Source organism: Variovorax sp. Soil_C_17, from assembly GCF_057657265.1.
The window spans coordinates 345,419-367,016 of the sequence record NZ_JBDGIT010000005.1 but is presented as its reverse complement, the minus strand read 5'-3'; the positions used below and the strand labels follow the sequence as shown (position 1 = coordinate 367,016).

At 65.5% G+C, this 21,598-nt stretch carries 21 protein-coding genes; 11 read left to right on the top strand and 10 right to left on the bottom strand.

Going from position 1 to position 21,598, the window contains the following annotated elements; all coding sequences use genetic code 11:
- The first annotated feature begins 57 nt into the window (after positions 1 to 57).
- The 5 genes from AC3A6Y_RS24500 to AC3A6Y_RS24480 all read left to right on the top strand — a co-directional run bounded on the left by AC3A6Y_RS24500 (position 58) and on the right by AC3A6Y_RS24480 (position 4,254).
- Positions 58 to 1,146, top strand: a complete 1,089-nt coding sequence (locus AC3A6Y_RS24500; protein WP_487870841.1) for an LPD7 domain-containing protein — start codon at positions 58 to 60, stop codon at positions 1,144 to 1,146.
- 119 nt (positions 1,147 to 1,265) lie between these two features.
- Positions 1,266 to 1,718, top strand: coding sequence for a phospholipase D family nuclease (locus tag AC3A6Y_RS24495; protein WP_487870840.1), 453 nt, complete (start codon positions 1,266 to 1,268; stop codon positions 1,716 to 1,718).
- Positions 1,719 to 1,778: 60 nt separating this feature from the next.
- The gene (locus tag AC3A6Y_RS24490) at positions 1,779 to 2,459 is read left to right on the top strand and encodes a TraX family protein (RefSeq protein ID WP_487870839.1); all 681 of its coding nucleotides are present in this window, start codon (positions 1,779 to 1,781) and stop codon (positions 2,457 to 2,459) included.
- 119 nt (positions 2,460 to 2,578) lie between these two features.
- Positions 2,579 to 3,058: a hypothetical protein gene (locus tag AC3A6Y_RS24485; RefSeq protein WP_487870838.1), complete on the top strand. Its 480-nt coding sequence runs from the start codon at positions 2,579 to 2,581 to the stop codon at positions 3,056 to 3,058.
- Positions 3,055 to 4,254: a zeta toxin family protein gene (locus AC3A6Y_RS24480; protein WP_487870837.1), complete on the top strand. Its 1,200-nt coding sequence runs from the start codon at positions 3,055 to 3,057 to the stop codon at positions 4,252 to 4,254. The genes AC3A6Y_RS24485 and AC3A6Y_RS24480 overlap by 4 nt, the downstream gene beginning before the upstream one ends.
- A 170-nt stretch (positions 4,255 to 4,424) precedes the next feature.
- Here the strand turns inward: AC3A6Y_RS24480 and AC3A6Y_RS24475 are convergent, their stop codons facing one another.
- The 10 genes from AC3A6Y_RS24475 to urtA all read right to left on the bottom strand — a co-directional run bounded on the left by AC3A6Y_RS24475 (position 4,425) and on the right by urtA (position 14,889).
- Positions 4,425 to 5,054, bottom strand: coding sequence for an ANTAR domain-containing response regulator (locus AC3A6Y_RS24475; RefSeq protein WP_487870836.1), 630 nt, complete (start codon positions 5,052 to 5,054; stop codon positions 4,425 to 4,427).
- A 1-nt stretch (position 5,055) separates the two neighbouring features.
- Complete coding sequence (locus tag AC3A6Y_RS24470; RefSeq protein ID WP_487870835.1) at positions 5,056 to 6,207, bottom strand: transporter substrate-binding domain-containing protein; 1,152 nt, start codon at positions 6,205 to 6,207, stop codon at positions 5,056 to 5,058.
- Between the two features lie 40 nt (positions 6,208 to 6,247).
- Positions 6,248 to 8,230 (bottom strand): nitric oxide reductase activation protein NorD, encoded by a 1,983-nt coding sequence (locus AC3A6Y_RS24465; protein WP_487870834.1) that lies wholly within the window; start codon positions 8,228 to 8,230, stop codon positions 6,248 to 6,250.
- A 15-nt stretch (positions 8,231 to 8,245) separates the two neighbouring features.
- Complete coding sequence (locus AC3A6Y_RS24460; protein WP_487870897.1) at positions 8,246 to 9,004, bottom strand: AAA family ATPase; 759 nt, start codon at positions 9,002 to 9,004, stop codon at positions 8,246 to 8,248.
- Positions 9,005 to 9,112: 108 nt separating this feature from the next.
- Positions 9,113 to 10,150: an aliphatic amidase gene (locus AC3A6Y_RS24455; RefSeq protein WP_487870833.1), complete on the bottom strand. Its 1,038-nt coding sequence runs from the start codon at positions 10,148 to 10,150 to the stop codon at positions 9,113 to 9,115.
- Positions 10,151 to 10,202: 52 nt separating this feature from the next.
- Positions 10,203 to 10,892 carry an urea ABC transporter ATP-binding subunit UrtE gene (gene urtE, locus AC3A6Y_RS24450; RefSeq protein WP_487870832.1) on the bottom strand — a complete coding sequence of 230 codons (690 nt, stop codon included), beginning with the start codon at positions 10,890 to 10,892 and terminating at the stop codon, positions 10,203 to 10,205.
- A gap of 10 nt (positions 10,893 to 10,902) precedes the next feature.
- On the bottom strand, positions 10,903 to 11,637 hold the full coding sequence (urtD, locus tag AC3A6Y_RS24445) for an urea ABC transporter ATP-binding protein UrtD (protein ID WP_487870896.1): 735 nt from the start codon (positions 11,635 to 11,637) through the stop codon (positions 10,903 to 10,905).
- A 65-nt stretch (positions 11,638 to 11,702) separates the two neighbouring features.
- Entirely contained in the window at positions 11,703 to 12,749 is a 1,047-nt protein-coding gene (urtC, locus tag AC3A6Y_RS24440; protein WP_487870831.1) for an urea ABC transporter permease subunit UrtC, read from the bottom strand.
- Positions 12,750 to 12,752: 3 nt separating this feature from the next.
- On the bottom strand, positions 12,753 to 13,655 hold the full coding sequence (gene urtB, locus AC3A6Y_RS24435) for an urea ABC transporter permease subunit UrtB (RefSeq protein WP_487870830.1): 903 nt from the start codon (positions 13,653 to 13,655) through the stop codon (positions 12,753 to 12,755).
- A gap of 40 nt (positions 13,656 to 13,695) precedes the next feature.
- Positions 13,696 to 14,889 (bottom strand): urea ABC transporter substrate-binding protein, encoded by a 1,194-nt coding sequence (urtA, locus tag AC3A6Y_RS24430; protein ID WP_487870829.1) that lies wholly within the window; start codon positions 14,887 to 14,889, stop codon positions 13,696 to 13,698.
- A gap of 469 nt (positions 14,890 to 15,358) precedes the next feature.
- Between urtA and acuR the strand changes: the two genes are divergently transcribed.
- The 6 genes from acuR to acuI all read left to right on the top strand — a co-directional run bounded on the left by acuR (position 15,359) and on the right by acuI (position 21,596).
- On the top strand, positions 15,359 to 15,994 hold the full coding sequence (gene acuR / locus AC3A6Y_RS24425) for an acrylate utilization transcriptional regulator AcuR (RefSeq protein ID WP_487870828.1): 636 nt from the start codon (positions 15,359 to 15,361) through the stop codon (positions 15,992 to 15,994).
- Between the two features lie 87 nt (positions 15,995 to 16,081).
- Entirely contained in the window at positions 16,082 to 17,746 is a 1,665-nt protein-coding gene (locus AC3A6Y_RS24420; RefSeq protein ID WP_487870827.1) for a GMC family oxidoreductase, read from the top strand.
- Positions 17,747 to 17,767: 21 nt separating this feature from the next.
- Positions 17,768 to 19,027 carry a CaiB/BaiF CoA transferase family protein gene (locus tag AC3A6Y_RS24415; RefSeq protein ID WP_487870826.1) on the top strand — a complete coding sequence of 420 codons (1,260 nt, stop codon included), beginning with the start codon at positions 17,768 to 17,770 and terminating at the stop codon, positions 19,025 to 19,027.
- Positions 19,028 to 19,055: 28 nt separating this feature from the next.
- Positions 19,056 to 19,949: an enoyl-CoA hydratase gene (locus AC3A6Y_RS24410; RefSeq protein ID WP_487870825.1), complete on the top strand. Its 894-nt coding sequence runs from the start codon at positions 19,056 to 19,058 to the stop codon at positions 19,947 to 19,949.
- Between the two features lie 21 nt (positions 19,950 to 19,970).
- Positions 19,971 to 20,606 carry a TetR/AcrR family transcriptional regulator gene (locus AC3A6Y_RS24405; protein WP_487870824.1) on the top strand — a complete coding sequence of 212 codons (636 nt, stop codon included), beginning with the start codon at positions 19,971 to 19,973 and terminating at the stop codon, positions 20,604 to 20,606.
- 9 nt (positions 20,607 to 20,615) lie between these two features.
- Positions 20,616 to 21,596: an acrylyl-CoA reductase (NADPH) gene (acuI, locus tag AC3A6Y_RS24400; protein WP_487870823.1), complete on the top strand. Its 981-nt coding sequence runs from the start codon at positions 20,616 to 20,618 to the stop codon at positions 21,594 to 21,596.
- Positions 21,597 to 21,598: the final 2 nt, after the last annotated feature.

Below are 21,598 nucleotides of genomic sequence, written 5' to 3'. Positions count from 1 at the left end.
GATTTCGCTGGCTCCGTCCGGGGAGATGCCGCCCCGACGGGCAACGGCCGTCCCCGCGTGCCCGACGCCGTCGAGCGCCGCTACCTGCGCATCGACGATCGCTACTTCTTTCCGGACCGCACGCTCGCATTCATCGACGATGGTGGCCGCATCCGCGTGCGAACCGAAAACCGCGAGGTCCTGCACAGCGTCGTGGCGATCGCGGAGGCGCGCGGCTGGCGGGTGATCGAGCTCAAGGGCACCGAGTCGTTCCGCCAGGGCATGTGGCGCGAAGCGGCCTTGCGCGGCATCGAGGCCCGAGGCTATGAGCCGGACCAGGTTGAGATCCTTCAGGTGCAGCGTGCGCTGAAGAAGTGGCAGCCCTCGCACGAGACGGGACAGGACCCGAGGCAGCAAGCGGCATCGCCGCACCGCAACGCAGCGACCCCGCACGAGGGGTCCGCATCTGCCGAGTCTGGCCACCATCGCGGAAGTCATCCGCCCGAAGCCCAGCCAGGCAGTCGATCGCTGCGCGATGGTCCGAGACCGCCTGTCAGGGGCAGGCTCGTGGCGGCGGCCGCAGCACCGTACCAGTTCGATCCGGCGCAGCGCATGTCCTTCTACGTGATGGTTCGCACGGAAGTCGGCGATCGCACCGTCTGGGGTACGGACCTCGAGCGCGCCCTCGCCGAATCGACTTCGCAGCCGCGCATCGGCGATTCCGTGGTGCTCACGCAGCACGGCACCCGCCCGGTCAATGTTCGCGTGCCCGCGCGTAATGCGGAAGGTGACCTGGTCGGCGAGAAGAAGATCGTCGCGCAGCGGGCGCGGTGGAGCATCGAGACACCGGACCACCTGCGCGCGATGGAGCGCCATGCCGGGTTCGTGCGCACGGGAGAAATCCTTTTCGACGCGGCGCAGGGCCAACATCCGGACCTGGCCACGGCCGCGGCGGGCCTCAAGCTGGCCGAGCAGTACGCGCGGCGTGTGACCACCGACCCGGCTTCCCAGCAGGGGCTGCTGCAGCTGATTCGGGAACGGATGGCCAATGCGCTGGAGCAGGGCCGCTCGATCCATCTTCCGGATCGCCGCATGCGGCCCACGCCCATGCAGGTACGCCAGCGCACGGCCCGAGGTCGGGAGGCGTTGAGCCATGAGCGCTTCTAGGCATTCTTGGGGACCGGGCCTGCAATTCGCGGTCCTGGCCGCAGGTCTCGCGTTCGCGCTGGCGGCGCCTCGCGCCGGCCTTGCGCACGCCGTCCACCCTCCCCTCCACTCCCACGCAGGTGACGTACTCGGCCGCGTTCACGCCCGGACAGGCCCTGTCCCTGGTGCTGGACACCATCCGGAGCGCCCGCACCACCCTCCTGGTCGCGGCCTACTCCTTCACCAGCCGGCCGGTGGCCACGGCCCTGCGAAATGCCCAGCGCCGCGGCGTCAAGGTGTACGTCGTGGTCGATGCCGGCGAAGCGGCCAAGGCGTACTCCGCCGCCCGCTTCCTGGCCAACGAGCGGGTGCCGGTCCGCGCGAACGCGCGCCATGCGCTGCAGCACAACAAGTTCATCGTGGCGGACGGCACGGCCGTGCAGACCGGCAGTTTCAACTACACGTCCTCGGCCGCGGAGCGCAACGCCGAGAACGTGCTGGTCGTGCGCAACGCGCCGGCGCTCGCTGCGCAGTACGGCGCCGAGTGGCGACGGCTGTGGGACGAAGGCACCGAACTGCCGCCTGCGTACTGATGCATGAAGCGCCCTCCCCATTCCGCCGCGATGTCCCGAACGCTCCAGGCGCCCGCCCGAGTGAAACCCCACGCATCGATGAAGGCCTGGTCGATCTCGGATGGTTCGCTCGAAGCGCTCAAATGGGTCGGCCTGGTGCTCATGGCGGGCGACCACGTCAACAAGTACCTGTTGGATGAGGCGAGCCCGGCCCTCTACGCGCTGGGCCGCATGGTGATGCCGCTCTTCGGCTTCGTGCTCATGGCTCACTTGGCACGGCCCGGGGCGCTGGAGGGCGGCGTGCATCTGCGCGTCATGCAGCGCCTGGCGATCTTTGCGCTGCTGGCGACGCCCGCCTTCGTCCATCTGGTCGGCGGGTGGCCCTTGAACATCCTGACCACGCTCTTCCTGGCAACGCTCGTCGTCTGGCTGCTCGAACGGGGTGGCAGGGCACAGCGCTGCGCGGCGCTGATCGCCTTTCTCATCGGCGGAGCCCTGGTGGAGTTCTGGTGGCCGGCGCTGCTGTGCTGCCTGGGCGCCTGGGCCTTCCTCCGAGGGCCCAGCAAATTTCGGCTGCTGCTGTGGGCGTTGGCGACGGCTTCACTTGCCCTCATCAACGGCAATTTCGCTGCCCTGGCCGCCCTGCCCTTGATCTGGAGCGCAAGCCGGGTCGACCTGCCGATTCCTCGCCTCCGCTGGGTCTTCTACGCCTTCTATCCGGCGCACCTCTCGCTGATCGCCCTGGCGCAACCGCTGAGCTGAGCGGCCCGGATGGCCGCGGGTGGCCCGTGCGCCGTCTGGTCCCTCCCCAGCGGCCCTCGCTTGGACGCGATCGTTTTCGCAGCCCCCGGGATGCGGGGCTGCTATAACTCGCGGTCCAGATGGACAGCCTGAACCTTCGCATTCGCATCGACCGCGCCATCGCGGAAAAAGCCATCAAGATGGCCCACAAGCGTGGCATGGAGCTGCCCGACGTGATCCGCATGATGCTTGCCAAGGCGGTGCGCATCGACGACTTCTCCATCGACGAGGAGCAGCCACACGTCCACCTGGCGGCTGAATCCACCCGCCCCTACTTCGCTTACGACGAGCGGCAATGGGATTCGATGAAGACGGTGCTGGACGCCGAACTGGCGCTGGCCCTGCTGGACCAGTACATCGCCTCCCACGCGTTGCTCATCGAGGAACTGAGCGCAGCCGCTGATCCCGACGCCGGGGAGATCGCGCGCCTGCAGCAGGAACGTGAGGATGCGCGCAAGGTCCTCGCAACCCTGGATCCCAGCGATGCGAATGCGATCCGGGACATCCTGGCCCGCTTCGGTGGCCCGCGCGAGGCTGAGCCGCCGGAGGGTCAGGCATGACGCGCGCACCCTCCCCTGCGCCGGCGTTCGTGCCCTCTGCGATGTCCTCCGCCATCTCCGAGCGCGAGCTTCGCCGGCTGTACGACCGATGCGTCGCGCCCGATCTGCTTGCCGGCGTCGAGGCTGCCGAGCAACCTGTCGCCATGATCGTCGCCGGCCAGCCCGGCGCCGGCGTCACCTATGCCGCGGTCCCGCTTCGAAAGCAACTGATCCATACCGCGGGAACGGCCGTTCATGTCTCCATGGAACGTCTGCGCACCTACCATCCGATCTGGGCGGCCGGTGGCGACATCGCGCCATCGGCCGCTGCTCGCATCGCGAGCGACTGCACGACTTGGTCCAGCCGCCTGGTGGAGGAGGTCCAGCACAAGCGCCTGAACCTGGTCGCTGAGGTCGAGACGGTGAACGCCAGGGCCGTGCCGAAACTGGCTTCCGAACTCCGGCGCAACGGGTATGTCGTCCAGGCCGTTTTCGTGGCGACTTCCCGGGAAGAGAGCCGCCTGGCGATGATGGCAAGGTACGAGATGCGCCGGAGGGCTGGCTTGGCCGTCGAACAGCCGTCCGTGCAGAACCATGAACAGGCGTTCTTGAATGTCAGCGCCTTGGTGGGCGCGATGGAGCACCGCCGTGCGGTGGACGGCCTGCGCGTGATCGGCCACGATGGCACGCAGATCTACGAGAGCCGGGTTATTGACGGTGACATCAACCGACCCCCCCGTGCGCAGGAGACGCTGGACGTGCTGCTGGACAAGCTGCGATCCCCCAGGGAACTGGTCCAGTTCGCGATGCGCTGGGAGACGCTGGTCCAGCGCCTGGCCAACGACCCGGCTGTGCCGCGCGATGTAGCCAGCCAGACCTTGACCTGGCGCAACGAGGCCGTGGCCCGCTGCGAGCGCGATCCGGCCGCTGCCCAGATGCTGCAGTGGGCGCGCGAGGCAGGCGCCTTCAGGGTGATGAACCGCTTCGAATTCGAGAAGGAATTTCCGCACCATGCCCGTGCCGTGAGCTCGCTGGGCTTGGCCGTCGACGAGGCGGAAAAGTACGGCGGCGAGGAAGGCAGGCGGCTGCTCTTTCATGCGCGCGAGAACATCGCGCAGCGCATCGAGCGCGGCGACATGGCGCGGATCGCGGCGCGCGAGAAGGCCCAGGAGCAGAAGGCCAAGGAGCTGCCACCGAAGGCACCCCCCACCCGTTGAGGTTCGAGGAGGACGGGGAGAGGTTTGACCCTGGCCTGCCTCGAACAGGCTCAAGACCCACTCAGGACGCCCAGCCGGCGCTGCCCGGCGCGCCGGTCGCGGCAGCTTCGTGTGTTCTTGGCGTTCCCTGCATCTCGCCGTATGACCCTCCGACCCGCCGCGAGTGCGGTCTAGGTTTTGCCCAACGAAAGTATCTCGTTGGCGTTCACGATCGTCTGGGCGATCTCCTCGATGCTGACCCGCTTGCTCATGGCCTGTTCGCGGAGCAGATCGTAAGCCTTGGCTTCGCTGATACTTCTCGATCGCATCAGGACGTTCTTCGCCTCCTCGATTCGCCGCACGCCAAGCACCTTGCCGCTGAGCTTTCGAAGCTGACGCTTCTGGGCCTTGAGATCGCCATGCACCTGCCGCGCCACCACCAGCGCAGACAGCAGGCCGAAGGAGCGTACCGGCGACGGCAGTGTCGCCTTGGCTCCGATGCGAAGAACGATCTCGACAATCGTCGGGTTCTCGTAGTTCACCACGGCAATGATGGTGGGTCCCTCGTCCGCGTTGAACCATTCAAAGTTCATATCGATGCTGTCCGGACGAACCGCCAGAAATACCACGTCGGTGAGTTCGGGCAACACGGGCAGCGGCGGCCAGAACGCCTGGACATGGCAGCCGATGCGGCGAAGCTGCTGCGTCATTTGCTGGCCGTCTGCGTCGTCGGGATGACAGACTGCGACCCGCAGCATCCGGAGATTCTTCAGTTGGCTCGGTGTCGGCCCTGCCTTCTGACGGACGGAATCGGTCTCCACGTCAAAGCTCCAACGTGCTCAGCTCGGCGGCCCAGTCACCCAACGAATGGGTCACCATGTACGGATCCGGGTGAACCGCGCGCGTCGCTTCGCGCACGATGGTGAACTGCTCTTTCGAGTTGACCACGCCGATGCGCGGATAGAGACAGGTGTGATGGTTCGTCGGATCGATGCGGATCCTGCCCTGCGGCGCGTCGAGCTCGCTGCCGAGGATCTGGGGCACGAGTTGCGCCGGATCGTCGGTTCCCGCGCGCACGAAGGCATTCGCGAAGACGTGCGTCTGAAAATAAGCCGCTTCCCAGCACTGGTTCGGCACGCAATGCGCGCCGAATCGTTGCCGAAACCGTTCGAGACAATTCAGGTTGGTCTTGGAGTTGATGGATTGGAAATAGGGCGCCGACGTGAAATGCCCGATGCCGGCTCCGCCCATCTGCGATACCTCGGCCTCCGAAGTGGTCAGGCTCCCGATGGGCATGGTCTTGGGGTCGAGGCCGGCATCTGCATAGGCCCGGTACAGGCAGGCCGCGGAGTCTCCGACGACAGTGGAGAAGATGAAGTCCGGCTGCAACTCCCGGATCTCCTCGATGATCGGGTTGAAATCCTGCTCGGTGGCGTCCAGCGCCACGTAGCGCTCCGCCACCTTTTCGCTGTTCTGGCGCTGGAGTACCAGTTCGCTCATGATGCGGTTCGACTCGTACGGATAGATGTAGTCCGATCCGATCAGGTACACCCGCGACCCGAAATTGGCGGTCATGAACTCTGCGAGCTGAACGCTGTTCTGATTGGGCGCGGCGCCGGTATAGATGATGTTGTTGGAGAACTCGAACCCTTCATAGAGGGTCGGATAGAACAGCAGCTTGTTCCACTTCTCGACCAGCGGCAGGACCGCCTTGCGGCTGCTCGACATGTAGCAGCCCAGAATCACGTTGACCTTGTCCTCGAGGATCAGGCGCTCGGCCAGCCTGGCATACACCGCCGGGGTCGACTGCGCGTCGTAGAAGACCGGCACCAGCTCCCGGCCGTCGAGGCCGCCGGCCTCGTTGATCTCGTCGATGGCCAGCAGGGTGCCCTGCAGCTGGGACTTTCCGATGGTCGAGGTCACGCCTGTCTCCGAGTAGAGCACGCCGACGCGAACGGGATCTTTGTTGGCCACGGACTAGTCCTCAGGTTCGATTGCGGATTCTTTCAACGATTCATGCGGCACTCAGCCGAGCATACAACCGGCACAGCCTCGCCGGAAGCGCACGGGGATCGTCGACGATGTCGAAATGGCCCCAGCCGAAGATCCTGCGCACATAGGCGAGCCCGTGCGGATCGACTGCCAGGCCGTGCACGTGAACGCCTTGCTCGTGCGCCTCGTGTACCGCCACGCGTGCATCCTCGACGAGGTAGCCGGGCTCGTGGACGTCGACGTCCGATGGCGCACCATCCGTGACGAGCAGCACGATGCGGTTGTCCGAAGGCTCGCCGGCGATGGAGCGAACTGCGTGGCGAAGCGCGGCGCCCATTCGCGTCGAATGGCGGGCCGGTGCGCAGGCAATCATGGCTTCGGCCGTATCGTCCAGCGGCGAGCCGAACTCGAGCAACCGGTAGTTGCTGACCTCGGTACGCGTGTTCGTCGAGAAGCCGTGGATCGCGATCCGGTCCGGCCCTGGGGCGACCGCCCGCGCGAGCAGCAAACCCGCCTGCTTTTCGATGTCGAGGAGGCTGAGGCCCGTGCCATCGAGCCTGTCGTTGGTGGACTCCGAGAGGTCCAGCAGCACCAGCACGCTGCTGGTGCGCTCCTGGTTGACGCACCGGATGAACAGCCGCGGGTCGGTGGCCATGCGCGCCCGCTGCGCCACCATCACCTCGATGGCCGCGTTGAGATCGAGATCGTCGCCTTCCCACTGCCGGCGCAGACGATGGGCGCGGCTGAACCGGTGGGCGCGCACCAGGCGCAGTGCCTGGCGGGCGCCCGCAATGGCCGGGCTCCCGGCGCCGCCGTCCACGGTCTTCCACGATGGCAGCTTGTCGATGACCGTGCACCAGTCGCTGCGCATGACCGCTGGGCGATGGTCCCACTCGGGGTAGGCATATCGAGCCAACTCGACCTCGTGGGCTCCTGGTGCATCGGGGGGCGGGTCGGCATCGTCACCCTTTGGACGCTGTCCGCGCGGTGCCGCCGGCGGGTCCTGGAGTTCGATTTCCAGGGACTGTGCGGTTTCGCTCTCGAAGGTCCACAGGAAGGTGTTGTCGTCGCGGTAGGCGGCCGGCACACGGTACAGCTCGGCCCTGAAGGGCACGCGCATCTGGCCCAGGTCGTTCGCGAGCAGGGAGCCGATGTGCCTGAACGCGGCGTAGTCGTCCAGTCCAAGCGATGCCTGCGAATCGAAGAGCGTCCGCGCCTTGCTGACCCAGTAGTTGTCGTCCTGGTAGTTCGGATCGACGAGCGCGAGGCTCATTCGTGAAATGAGTGCCGAAAAACTCAGCACACCCGGTTGCAACGCATGGGCCAGCGCATCCGCGAACCACCTGCGGATGCCCGGATAGTCGCGCAGCAGCAGGCGCTCCACGCGCGCGTCCTCGATTGCCGAGATGACCGTCAGGCTCATCGGCTTGAGCTTCCCCGCGGGGCGGCCTGGCGTCGAATGAAGCAGGTGGGCCGCCGCGTGTGCGGCGGCCGCACGGTAGAGCTGGTAGCGATCCGCCCCGTCCAGCGCGGTGTAGTCGTTGGGCAGCAGCAAGCGGGTCGGCGTCAGCGTGGGACGAAGCGGCGCCGCGTAGAGATCGTCGCGCTCGCGGGCCTGGATCGTCATCGGGCGCTCGGTGAGTCCCTCCAGCAGCCATGTCAGTGAGGCTGCGACACCCTGCGCGCCGCCTTCGGCGGCTTCCCTGTCCAGCGACTTGAGCGCATGGGCGTCGCTCAGCGCGAGGTAGGCGCGCAGACGCGAGCGGTCACCGACATGCATGCGCAGCCCGGTGACGATCCACCGGCCCAGTGCCTCGACCGAGGCGCGTGCGAGGAGCAATGCGAGCTTGCTCGCCAACGCGACCGCGCAGGCCGGATCGTCGTCGTGCAAGGCGTGAAGCCAGCCGAGCAGCTGCTTTCGCAGCCCCTCGCTCGGCGACTGGCGCGAGGACACCAGCGCACGGTCCACCACCGCGGTCAAGTCAAGGACGCCGGTGGAGATCATTGCGCCTCCTTCCATTCAATCGAAGTGTGCTTCGACGAAGCCCTGCAGCGCTTTCGCCATGTCGGGATCATCGGTCAGGGCGTGCGTCATCGTCATCTCACAACTCTGGCGGGGGCTGACGCCCGAGCCGATCAACCGCGCCGCATAGATCAGCATGCGCGTCGAGATGCCTTCGTCGAGCCCGCGGTGCTTCAACGCGCGCGACCGATGCGCAATGCTCACGAGCATGCGCGCCGTCTCCAGCGGAACCGCGGCCTCCTGCGCAACGATGGCGCTCTCGATCTCGGCGTCCGGGTAGTCGAACTCCAGCGCGGCGAAACGCTGCCGGGTCGAATGCTTCATGTCCTTGCTGCGGCTCTGGTAGCCGGGGTTGTACGACACGACCAGCTGAAAATCGGGGTGCGCCTGCACCACCTCGCCCTTCTTGTCGAGCGCGAGCATGCGCCGCGCATCGGTTAGCGGGTGGACCACGACGGTCGTGTCCTGCCGCGCCTCGACCACCTCGTCGAGGTAGCAGATGCCGCCGTGGCGAACCGCCAGCGTCAGCGGGCCGTCGTGCCAGGCCGTGCCGTCGGCGTCCAGCAGGTAGCGGCCGACCAGGTCGGATGCCGTCATGTCCTCGTTGCACGCCAGCGTGACGAGCGGCCTGTCGAGTTTCCAGGCCATGTACTCGATGAAGCGGGTCTTGCCGCAACCGGTCGGGCCCTTCAGGAGCATGGGCATGCGATGGGCGTAGGCTTGCTCGTAGAGCGCGATCTCGTCGCCCACCGGCATGTAGAAGGGCTTGGCGCGCAGCCTGTAGCTGTCGATGGAGGTTGGCACGGTTTCCTTGGATTGGCAGGGGCGCAGGTCGGTCGCCAGCGCCCCGTGGAGCCGGTGAGTTCAGCGGTGTTGCGCCACCTCGTTCGGGATGCCCTCGATCGGGCACTCGGGTGTCCCGGGTGTCGACCGGGTGAGCCCCTCGACCATCTTGCGAGTCCCTTCGGGATCGTTGATCCACTTGCCGTAGAACTCGTACGGGCACGCCGCCACGCCGGCCGCGCTCTCGCCGGAATTGATCTTGCCGGTGTAGCCGCGATGGACCAGCTTGTAGAGGAAGTTGTTCGACTGCTGGTTCTTGCGGGCATCGCGAATGGCGCTCACCGACATCTCTGCGTACTGGATGCCCATTTCCTCGGTACCGCAATCGCCCAGGCTGCGACCGTCGAAGCCGACCAGCGCCGAATGCCCGAAGTACGAGTACACGCCGTCGAAGCCGGTCGCGTTGGCCACGGCCACGTAGACGTTGTTCATCCACGCCATCGTGCGCGCAACCATGATCTGCTGTTCCTTGGCGGGATACATGTAGCCCTGGCAGCGCACGACGAGTTCGGCGCCGCGCATCGCGCAGTCGCGCCAGATCTCGGGGAAGTTCCCATCGTCGCAGATGATCAGGCTGACCTTCATGCCCTTGGGGCCGTCGGACACGTAGGTGCAGTCGCCCGGGTACCAGCCTTCGATCGGCGTCCACGGCATGATCTTGCGGTATTTCTGGACGATGACGCCCTTGTTGTTCATCAGGATCAGCGTGTTGTAGGGCGCCTTGTTCGGGTGTTCTTCGTGGCGCTCGCCGGTCAGCGAGAACACGCCCCACACGTTCGCGCGGCGGCAGGCGTCCGCGAAGATCTCGGTCTCGTCGCCCGGAACGGTCGACGCCGTTTCGTACATTTCCTTCGGGTCGTACATGATCCCGTGCGTCGAATACTCCGGAAAGATCACCAGGTCCATGCCCGGCAGGCCCTGCTTCATGCCGACGACCATCTCGCCGATCTTGCGCGCGTTGGCGAGCACCTCGCCCTTCGTGTGAAGGCGGGGCATCTTGTAGTTGACGACGGCCACGCCGACACAATCGTTGCTGCTTCCAATATCTCCGTGTCGCATAACAGACTCCTGGTGGTTGAGGGGGAAAAAAGGTGGGTGAGAAAGGACGAGGTCAGATGGTCAGGAACGACTTGACCTTTTCCTGGTCCAGCCGCGCGCGCGCTTCGTCGTGGACGATGCGTCCGCCGTCGATGACCAGGAAACGGTCGGCCAGGTCGAGCGCGAAGCTCAGCACCTGCTCGGACACCACGATCGCGATCTGCCGCTCGACGCGCAGCAGGTTCAGGATGCGCGCGATGTCCTTGATGATCGATGGCTGGATGCCCTCGGTGGGTTCGTCGAGGATCAGCACCTTGGGGTCGGTGACGAGTGCACGGGCAATGGCCAGCATCTGCTGCTGGCCGCCCGACAGGTTGCCGCCGCGGCGCGCCTTCATCTCGGCCAGCACCGGGAAGAAGCGATAGACGTACTCCGGCACCGTGCGCTGCGCGGCGTTCCTGAGCGCGACGAGAATGTTCTCTTCGACGGTGAGTTGCGAAAAGATCATTCGGCCCTGCGGCACAAAGGCCAAGCCCTTGGCGACTCGCTCGTGACTGGGGCTGCCTGCCAGCTCCTGCGACTCGACACGGATGCTGCCCGAGCGCGATGGGAGCATGCCGATCAGCGACTTGAGCAGGGTGGTCTTGCCCATTCCGTTGCGGCCCATGATGGCCACCGATTCGCAGTTGCCCACGCGAAAGGAGACATCGCGGATCGCCTGCGATTCCCCATAGAAGACGTTGAGATGGCTGACTTCCAGCATGTCCGCTCCTTCAGTGACCGAGGTAGACATCGATGACGCGAGGGTCCGACTGCACCTGCGCTGGGCTGCCTTCGCTGAGGAGTCGCCCCTGATGCAGCACGGTGACCTTGCTTGCGATGCGCCGGACGAAATCCATGTCGTGCTCGATCACGATCACGGACTTGCCGCGCGAGATGCGGCACAGCAGCTCGCCGGTCTGCTCGCGTTCGCGCGGGCTCATGCCCGCAACCGGCTCGTCAAGCAGCAGCAGCTCGGGCGCCTGGATCAGGAGCATGCCGATCTCGAGCCACTGCTTCTGGCCATGACTCAACCGGCCGGCCCTGTGCTGCAGCATCGACTGCAGGAACACCTCCTGCGCCACTGCGTGGATGCGCTCGAGCACGTGCGCCTTGCGGCGGAAGAAGATCGAGCCCAGCACATCCTGTCCGCCGGGGATCGAGATCTCGAAGTTCTCCATCACCGTGAGGTCCTCGTAGACCGAGGGCGTCTGGAACTTGCGCCCGACGCCGGCGCGCACGATCTCGTGCTCCGACAGGCCGACGAGTTCGCGGCCGTTGAAGCGCACGCTGCCGGAGGAGGGACGCGTCTTGCCGCAGATCATGTCCAGCAGCGTGGTCTTGCCCGCTCCGTTCGGGCCGATGATCACGCGCAGTTCGTCGCGTTGGATGGACAGGCTCAGCGCGTCGACCGCCTTGAAGCCGTCGAAGGAGACCGTGAGGTCCTCGACCTGCAGGATCTGCTCCATGGCAGATGAAACGCAAGACACGGTGGGATTCCCCGAGTTGGAGGTGGACAGCGGCAGCACGGCACTCATGGCGTCACCTTTGCCGCGACGCGTCCCGGCACGAGGCGCTGGACGATGCCAGCCATGCCCAGCGGCATGAATGCCACGACCGCGATGAAGAGCGCGCCAAGAAAATAGAGCCAGATCTCCGGGAACGCCTCGGACAGGTACGACTTCAGGAAGCCCACCAGCAAGGCGCCCACCACCGCACCCGGGATGGACAGGCGGCCGCCGACGGCCGCGAAGATCACCATCTCGATCGAGGCCACCACGCCCACCGCGGTCGGTGAGATCAAGCCGACCTGGAGGCTGTAGAAGGCGCCGCCGATGCACGACAGGAGGGCCGAGATCGCGAACACGAACGCCTTCATGTGGGCGGTGTTGTAGCCGCTGAAGCGCACGCGGTCCTCCTTGTCCCGAATGGCAATCAGCACCTTGCCGAAGCGGCTTCGCATGAGCGCCACGCAGCACAGCATCGCAACGCCGAGGGCTGCCGCCTCGATGATGTAGAGAGTCTGCTTGGCGTCGTCGCTGACGATGTCCATGCCCAGCAGCGTGCGGAAATCGGTGATGCCATTGGCGCCGCCCGTGTCGCCCTGCTGTCCGACGATGAGGACCGTGCCGGTAAGCGCCAGCGAAAGTGTCACGATCGCGAAGTAGACGCCGCCCACGCGCTTCTTGAAGATGGCATAGGCGAACAGATAGGCCACGACCGGAGCGACGCTGAGGATCAGCAGCAGCGTCAGCGGCAGGCTGCGGAATGGCTGCCACCACAGCGGCAGGTGTTCGATGCTGCTCCACACCATGAAGTCCGGAAGCTCCGGCGCCGAGGCTTCGAGCTTCAGGAACATGGCCATCATGTAACCGCCGGCGCCGAAGAAAAGCCCCTGCCCCAGGCTCAGCACGCCCCCGTAGCCCCAGAGCAGCACGATCCCGAGCGCGACGAACGCAAAGGCCATGTACTTGCCCATGAGGTTCAGGCGGAACGGATCGAGCACCGCGACCATGGCCATCAGCAGCGCGATAACGAGCAACGTGGCGCGGGTGTCTGCGGCGCGTAGAAGGGCTCTCATCGCTCAGCTCCTCGACTTGGTTGCGAACAGGCCCTGGGGCCGGAAGTAGAGCACCACGATCACGAGCAGGAGGATCGTGACGCGCGCCATCGACCCGCTCATGAGGTACTCCAGCGTGGTCTGCGACTGCGCGATGGCGAAGCCCGACAGGGCCGTTCCGATCAGGCTTTGCACGCCGCCGAAGACGACGACGATGAACGAGTCCACGATGTAGAGCTGGCCGGTGCCAGGATTGGTCGAGCCGATCATCGTGAACACGCAACCCGCGATGCCGGCCAGCCCGGCGCCGAGCGCGAACGTCAGCGCATCCAGCCGCTGCGTGTCGATGCCAACCGCCGCGCTCATGGCGCGGTTCTGCGTCACCGCCCGGACCTTGAGACCCCAGCGCGTACGGTTCAGGAGGAGATAGACGCCGACAGCGACCGCGATGGTCAGTCCGATGATGAAGATCCGGCTGATCGGCAGCTGGATACCAGCCACCGGCTCCCACGCGCCACTGAGCCATTGCGGCAGCGGCACGCTCACCTCCTGGGCGCCGAAGATGGAGCGATAGGCCTGTTGCAGGATCAGGCTCAGTCCCCAGGTGGCCAGCAGCGTGTCGAGCGGACGGTTGTAGAAGAACCTGACGAAGCCGCGCTCCAGCAGGTACCCGAAGGCGTAGGTGACGGCGAAGGCGAGCGCGATCGCGGCGAACAGGTAGACCCCCATCCACTGTGGCGCGAACTTCGAGAACGCCGTCGCCGTCAGGTACGTCACGTACGAGCCGAGCGCCATCAGCTCGCCGTGCGCCATGTTGATCACGCCCATCAGGCCGAAGACGATGGCCAGCCCGATGGCCATGAGGAGCAGGATCGTGAACAGGCTCACGCCGTTGAAGACCTGCATCACTGCAATGTCGATGTTCATGGAAGACTCCGGTGGCTGGAGGGGTGTCCCGCGCGGGCGGTTACAGGGTGGGGAAGGGGTTCGGCTCGATCGGGCTCGGCGACTCCCAGACAATGTCGAACTGCCCGTTCGCCAGCGCCTTGCCGACGCGCACCTTCTTCCAGACGTGCTGGTTCGTCGCGTGCACACGCACCTTGCCTTCGGGCGCATCGAGCTCGACGCCCGCGCTTGCGGCCAGCACCTTGTCGGGATCGAAGGACTTGGCCTTCTCGACCGCGAGCTTCCACAGGTAGACCGAGTTGTAGGCGACCTCCATCGGATCGCCGATGACGCGATCCTGTCCGTACTTCGCCTTGAAGGCCTTGACGAACTTCTCGTTCGCGGGATTCTTCACGCTCTGGAAGTAGCCCATGCAGGCGTAGTAGCCGACGGCGTTGTCCTTGCCGATTCCCTCGATCTCGTTCTCCGAGACGACGGTGGACAGGAGTGTCTGCTTCGTGCCGTCGAGCCCTGCCGCGCGCAGCTGCTTGTAGAACGCGACGTTGGAGCCGCCGACGACGGTGCTGTAGATGCAGTCCGGCTTGGCGGCCTTGATCTTGTTGATGATGGAGGAGAACTCGGTATGGCCCAGCGGCGCGTACTCCTCGCCCAGCACCTTGCCGCCCAGCTTGGCGATGGTGGGTTTGGCGATCTTGTTGCAGGTGCGCGGATAGATGTAGTCGGAGCCGACGAGGAAGAAGGTCTTGCCCTTTTCGCGCGCCAGCCACTCGACGGCGGCAACCACGGATTGCGTGGCCTCCTGCGACGTGTACACCACATGCTTGTCCTGCTCCTGGCCCTCGTAGTAGGTCGGGTAGAAGAGCAGTCCCTTGGCTCGGCTGAGCGCCGGCAGCACCGCCTTGCGCGAGGCCGATGTGTAGCAGCCGACGATCGCCGCGACCTTGTCGCGCTCGAGCAGCTTGCGGGCCTTCTCGGCGAACACCGAGTTCTCGCTCGCACCGTCTTCGACCACCACCTCGATCTTGCGGCCCATCACACCTCCAGCGGCGTTGATCTCGTCGATGGCCATCTTTTCCGCATCGACCAGCGAGGCTTCGGCGATGGCGATGGTGCCCGAGAGCGAGTGCAGCAGGCCGAGCTTCACGCTCTCCTGCGCATGGGCGGCGGCGGAGAACAGCGCGGTGCCCGAGGCAGCGCCAAGAACAAACATGGTGCCGCCTGTCTTGACCAGGTCGCGGCGATTGATTGGGCTCATCAGATCTCTCCTTCAAGGGTTGAGGTGTTTGGGTCTGACGGCTCCACCGCTGGCATCTCGCTCGAATTCTTGAGGCCGAGTTCATCCCTGGGCGCAGCTGCGTCCATTTCGATAAAGGCGCTCCAGAAGCCGAAAAAGCAAAAAGGCCTGACCCGGGGATTAACCGGTTCAGGCCTTGTTGCCTTGCACCTGACTGGCAACACTGGCAGTCGGTGCGAAATGATGAGCGACGAAGTTCTCGTCTGCGAAGAAATTTAGCACGCAGCCTGCCGCTGCGAATAGGGGTTTGCGATAACAAACCCAAGACGACCGGTCTAGTTCGGCAGGCTCAAGAGGAGCCCGCCGAGGAGCGGTCCATGTGCCCGACCATTCCTTTCATTGGAGGAATGCATGCCGATGCATCTCGCGCAGGCCCGAGGTTGCGCGAACCCGCTTGATTTTTTGAGACATGCGGTCTAATAATCACGCCATGAGCTCCACTCCCGTCCTGCCACGCAAACGTGGCCGCCCCGCCAAGGATGAAGGCGACTATCGCGCCACGCGCGAGGCGCTTCTCAATGCCGGCGTGGCCGTGCTGACAGAGAAGGGCTTCTCGGCGACCGGCATCGACGAGATCCTCAAGTCCGTGGGTGTTCCGAAGGGCTCCTTCTATCATTTCTTCGCCAGCAAGGAAGCGTTCGGCGCAGCGCTCATCGCACGCTATGACGAATACTTCGTCCGAAAGCTCGACCGCTTCTTCCTGGATGAAGCCAGGTCTCCGCTGAACCGCATTGATGCCTTCTTCGCCGATGCCGAGCGTGGCATGAAGCGCTTCGGGTTCCGCCGTGGCTGCCTGGTCGGCAACCTCGGCCAGGAGATGGGCACGCTGCCCGAAGCCTTTCGCGCGCAGCTCACCGACGTGCTTCTCGGCTGGCAGCGCCGTACCGCGACGGTGCTCGAACAGGCCAAGCGCAGCGGAGAGATCGGCGAATCAACGGACTGCACGGAATGGGCCGCATTCCTGTGGACCGGTTGGGAAGGTGCGGTGCTTCGCGCCAAGCTCGAACGCAAGGCTGCACCGCTTCAGATGTTCGCCAGGATTTTTCGCCAAAGCATCGGGGCCTGACCGCCCTTTTTTTTGACTTTCAAAAGACGATCGGTCTAATTAAATGACGACAACAGTCCTTGAACGCAGGAAGCGCGGAGGCATGCCATGAGCGTGCAGGCCTTCGACTACGTGGTCATCGGCGCGGGCACCGCGGGCTGCCTGTTGGCGAACCGCCTGAGCGCGGACAGCCATCGCGACGTCCTGCTGCTCGAGGCAGGCGGTCCGGACAGCTACCCGTGGATCCACATCCCTGTCGGCTATCTGTATTGCATCGACAACCCGCGCACCGACTGGCGCTTCCGCACCGAGGCCGCACCGGGACTCAATGGTCGGTCGCTGCTGTATCCACGGGGGAAGACCCTGGGCGGATGCTCGAGTATCAACGGAATGATCTACATGCGCGGCCAAGCCCGCGACTATGCGCAATGGGCCCAGGCCACTGGCGACGCTGCGTGGACCTGGGACAACTGCCTGCCCGACTTCCGCGCGCACGAGGACCACTACCGCCTCGATGCATCGAAGGCCGCCCTGTCGGATGACTTGGCGGCGTTCAGGGCACTGCATGGCACGGGCGGCGAATGGCGCATTGAGAAGCAGCGGCTGCGTTGGGATGTGCTCGATGCGTTCGCCCTCGCCGCGCAGCAGGCCGGCATTCCGGCCACCGAAGATTTCAATGGCGGGGACAACCGCGGCGTCAGCTACTTCGAAGTGAATCAACGTAGCGGATGGCGCTGGAATGCCTCGAAGGCGTTCCTTCGCCCCATTCGCAAGCAGCGCCGAAACCTGACGGTCTGGACCGGAGCGCAGGTTTGCCGTCTGCTGTTCGAGCAGGACGCCGACGGCGTTCGCGTCTGCCGCGGCGTAGAGCTCGTGCAGGGCGAAGAGCGGCGAACCGTGAGGGCGACCCGGGAGGTCATCCTCAGTGCCGGCGCGGTCGGCACGCCGCAGATCCTGCAACTCTCCGGAATCGGCGATGCCGACCTGCTCCAGTCGCATGGCGTGCCTGTGGTCGCGCATGTCCCGGGGGTCGGGCGCAACCTGCAGGACCACCTCCAGATACGGTCGGTCTACAAGGTGCAGGGCGCAGCGACCCTCAACACCCAGGCGACCCACCTCCTGGGCAAGGCGAGGATCGCGCTCGAGTACGCGTTGACACGCAGCGGCCCGATGAGCATGGCGCCTTCGCAGCTGGGCATCTTCACGCAGAGCGACGCCTCGCGCGAACACGCGAACATCCAGTACCACGTGCAGCCGCTGAGCCTGGATGCCTTCGGGCAGCCTCTGCACGCCTTCCCTGCGATCACGGCCAGTGTGTGCAACCTCAATCCGACGAGCAGAGGCAGCGTCAGCATCCGAAGCGCCGACTTCGCAGATGCGCCGCGTATCGCGCCCGACTATCTGAGCACCGCGGAAGACCGCCGGGTTGCCGCCGACTCGCTGCGCGTCACCCGGCGCATCGCAGCGCAACCCGCCATGGCACGCTACAAGCCGCAAGAGTTCAAACCCGGGCCTCAGTACGAGACCGACGAACAGCTCGCGCGCCTGGCAGGCGATATCGGCACGACGATCTTTCACCCCGTTGGCACCGCAAAGATGGGCAACGCCTCGGATGAAATGGCGGTCGTCGACAGCCACCTGCGCGTGCGCGGTTTCCGGGGCCTGCGCGTGGTTGATGCCAGCGTGATGCCGACCATCACCAGCGGCAACACCAACAGCCCCACCCTGATGATCGCCGAGAAGGCCTCGCGCTGGATCGCGGGCGGGCAATAGACCTCAACAGGAGACGACGAAATGGAAGGATCTTCCACCGACACCGGCCGCAAGGGGCCGCTCAACGGCATCACCGTGCTTGACTTTTCACGCGTCCTGGCCGGCCCCTACTGCACGATGATCCTGGCCGATCTCGGGGCACGGGTCATCAAGATCGAGAAGCTCGGCACCGGCGACGACACCCGCGCCTTCGGCCCCTTTGTGGAGAAGGAGTCGGCCTACTTCATGTGCTTCAACCGGGGCAAGGAAAGCATCGCGCTCGACCTCAAGAGCCCGCGCGATCGGGACCTTCTCGAGCGGATGCTCTCGCAGGCCGACGTGCTCGTCGAGAACTTTCGACCGGGGGTGATGGACCGTCTCGGCTACGGCGCCGAACGACTCGCCCGCACCTACCCACACATCGTCTACGCATCGATCTCCGGCTTCGGACACACTGGCCCCTACAGCGACCTGCCGGGGTACGACATGGTTGTGCAGGCCATGGGCGGCGTCATGAGCCTGACCGGTTGGCCCGACGCGGCGCCCGCCCGCGTCGGAACGAGCTTCGGCGACCTGAGCGCCGCCCTGTTTGCGGCAGTGGGCATCGTGTCATCCCTCTACAAGCGCACACAGGATGCACAAGGCATGCGGGTCGACATCGGCATGCTCGACTGCCAGGCCGCGCTGATGGAGACGGCCCTGGCACGCTTCGATATCGAGGGCAAGGTGCCGACCAGGACGGGCGACAGCCATCCATCCCTGGCGCCTTTTGAAACCTTCGCCGCGAAGGACGGCCGCTTCGTCATCGCTGCGGGGAACGATCAGCTCTTCATGCTCATGGCCGATGCGCTTGGCAGCCCGGAGCTTGCGCTCGACGCGCGCTTTCTCAGCAACGACCTGCGCTGCCGCGACCGGCCAGCGATGGTTTCCGCCATCGAGGCCATCACCGGCACGCAGGCCATCGAGCACTGGATCGACCGTCTGAACGAGGCTGGCGTTCCATGCGCGCCCATCAACACCATCGACAGGCTGTTCGGGCATCCGCAACTGTTGGCGCGCAAGATGATCGTCCAGGTCCAGGGTACGTCGGAACGCTGCGTCCACACGGCCGGCAATCCCATCAAGCTCAGCGGATTCGAGGACATCGACGTGAACACCCCGATCCGGGCGCCAGGATTGGACGAACACCGCGAGCGCATCCTCGCCGAATTGATGGCGGGAACAGGCGAGTACGCGCCGGCCAAGTGTTCTGCAGACGTCGCGTCATACGCTTTGCATGCCACTCTGACCGAAACAGCTTGAGCCACCTCTCACCAAACAAGGAGTAGACATGTCCGCCACAGCAACCAAGGCGTCGCCCGCGTCGCCCGCTTCGCCCGCCCAGCCGTCCATCGCCAAGACAGGCGCTGAACCCGCCGCAGGGAATGCATCCTCCCACGGACCGATACCGGCGCTGTACGAAACGATCCTCGTCGAGCGCCGCGAGCGCGTTGGCCTGATCACGCTCAACCGTCCGCGCAGCCTGAACGCGCTGAACACAGCGCTTTCGCGTGAGGTGGTTGCGGCACTTCGCGCATTCGATGCGGACGCCCACGTCGGCGCCGTCGTGATCGCCGGAAGCCCGCGCGCCTTTGCGGCCGGCGCGGACATTGCCGAGATGGCCGACAAGACCTTGGCCGAGCTGCAGACGAACGACGTCTTCGCCGCATGGCAGGGCGTGCAGGCCATCACCAAGCCGATCATCGCCGCCGTCAGCGGCTATGCCCTGGGAGGCGGCTGCGAACTCGCGATGATGTGCGACTTCATCATTGCGGCCGACGATGCGCACTTCGGCCAACCCGAGATCAAGCTGGGTATCCTTCCGGGCATCGGTGGCACGCAGCGCCTGACGCGGTCCGTCGGCAAGGCGCTGGCGATGGATCTGATCCTGACCGGCAGGAGCATCAACGCCGCGGAGGCGAAAGCGTCGGGTCTCGTCGCGCGCGTGGTGCCCGCCGCGGAACTCCTGCAGACCGCACTCGAGGCCGCGCACACCATCGCGGGCTACAACGCGCCCGCAGTACGCATGGCCAAGGAAGCCGTGAACCGTGCGCACGAAGTGTCTCTGGCCGAGGGCCTGCTCCACGAGCGGCGCCTGTTCCAGGCAGCGTTCGCCACGGACGGCCAGAAGGAGGGGATGCACGCATTCCTGAGCAAACGCGCGCCGGTGTTTCGTCATCGTTGAATGACAATATGTCCACTCGTCATGGAAAGTACTGACACGCCCCGTTCACATGTGCAAAGACGTGGTGTACGCGCGAACACCCGGGAGCGCCTGATCCGGGCCGGGCTGGAGTCGGTGCTGGAGAGCGGATGGGCAGGCACCAGCGTCGACAAGGTGCTGACCACCGTCGGGGTTCCCAAAGGGTCGTTTTATCACTACTTCGGCAGCAAGGACGACTTCGGCTTCGCACTGCTCGAGACGTATCAGGCCTACTTTCTCAGGCGCCTGGAGAGATGCTTCGGCGCTCGGCCCAATGGTGTCAATCCGAGCTTCACTCACAAGCTCGCGGCGTTTCTCTCGGAATCCACGGTCGGTATGCGTCGATTCCGATGGCGCCGTGGCTGTCTGGTCGGCACGCTGGGACAAGAGGTCGCCGGCCTCCATGACGGTTTCCGCAGGCGACTGGATGCTTCCATTCGGGAATGGGAGACTCAGCTGGCTGCTTCGATCCGCATGGCGCAGGCCGAAGGCGAGGTGCGCGCCAATTTCGACGCGGACCGGCTGTCGCGAAGTTTCTGGGCCGCCTGGGAAGGCGCCGTTCTGCGCGCTCGCCTTGCGCGCTCTGCCGCACCACTGGTGCTCGTCGTCGAGGACTTCGACCAATTGATTCACATCTGAGGAGCAAGCATGTTCAAGGCACTGGTGCTGGACAAGTCACCCGAGTTCGCCGCGGCAATTCGCGAGGTCGACGATGGATTTCTTCCTCCCGGCGACGTCACGATCGATGTCGACTACTCCACCCTCAACTACAAGGACGCTCTGGCCATCACCAACCGGTCGCCCGTGGTCCGGGAGTGGCCCATGGTGGCCGGAGTCGACGGCGCAGGCACCGTGCGGGAAAGCAGCCACCCGGCCTGGCGGCCGGGCGACCGCGTGGTGCTCAACGGTTTCGGCGTCGGCGAGAAGTACAAGGGCTGTCTGGCGCAGCGCGCGCGCCTCAGCGGAGATTGGCTGGTACGCCTGCCGGAGACCTTCACGACCCGGCAGGCCATGGCAATCGGGACAGCGGGCTATACAGCGATGCTCTGCGTGATGGCGCTCGAGCGCCACGGACTCGAGCCGGAACAGGGCGAGGTGCTGGTGACCGGCGCGACCGGCGGCGTCGGCTCGGTGGCGGTCGCCTTGTTGTCGAAGCTCGGCCACCGAGTCGTTGCAACGACGGGAAAGAGCGCAGAGGCGCCGTACCTGAAGGCGCTGGGGGCGACGGTGGTGATGGACCGCGCCGAACTCTCGGCCCCGGGCAAGCCTTTGCAGAAGGAGCGCTGGCGCGCGGTCGTCGATGCGGTGGGTAGCCATACGCTGGCCAACGCCTGCGCGCAGACGCGCTACGGCGGCGCCGTCGCGGCCTGTGGCCTTGCGCAGGGGGCGGACCTGCCCGCCACAGTGATGCCATTCATCCTGCGCGGTGTCGCACTGCTTGGCGTGGACAGCGTGATGGCGCCGCTCGCACTGCGCAACGAAGCGTGGACACGGCTCGCGCGGGATCTCGACGCGTCGCTGCTCGAGACCATCACGCGCGAGATCACGCTGCCGGAGGCCATCGATAGCGCCCATGCACTGATGGCGGGCAAGATCAGAGGCCGCATCGTTGTTCGCACGGCGCTCTGAAG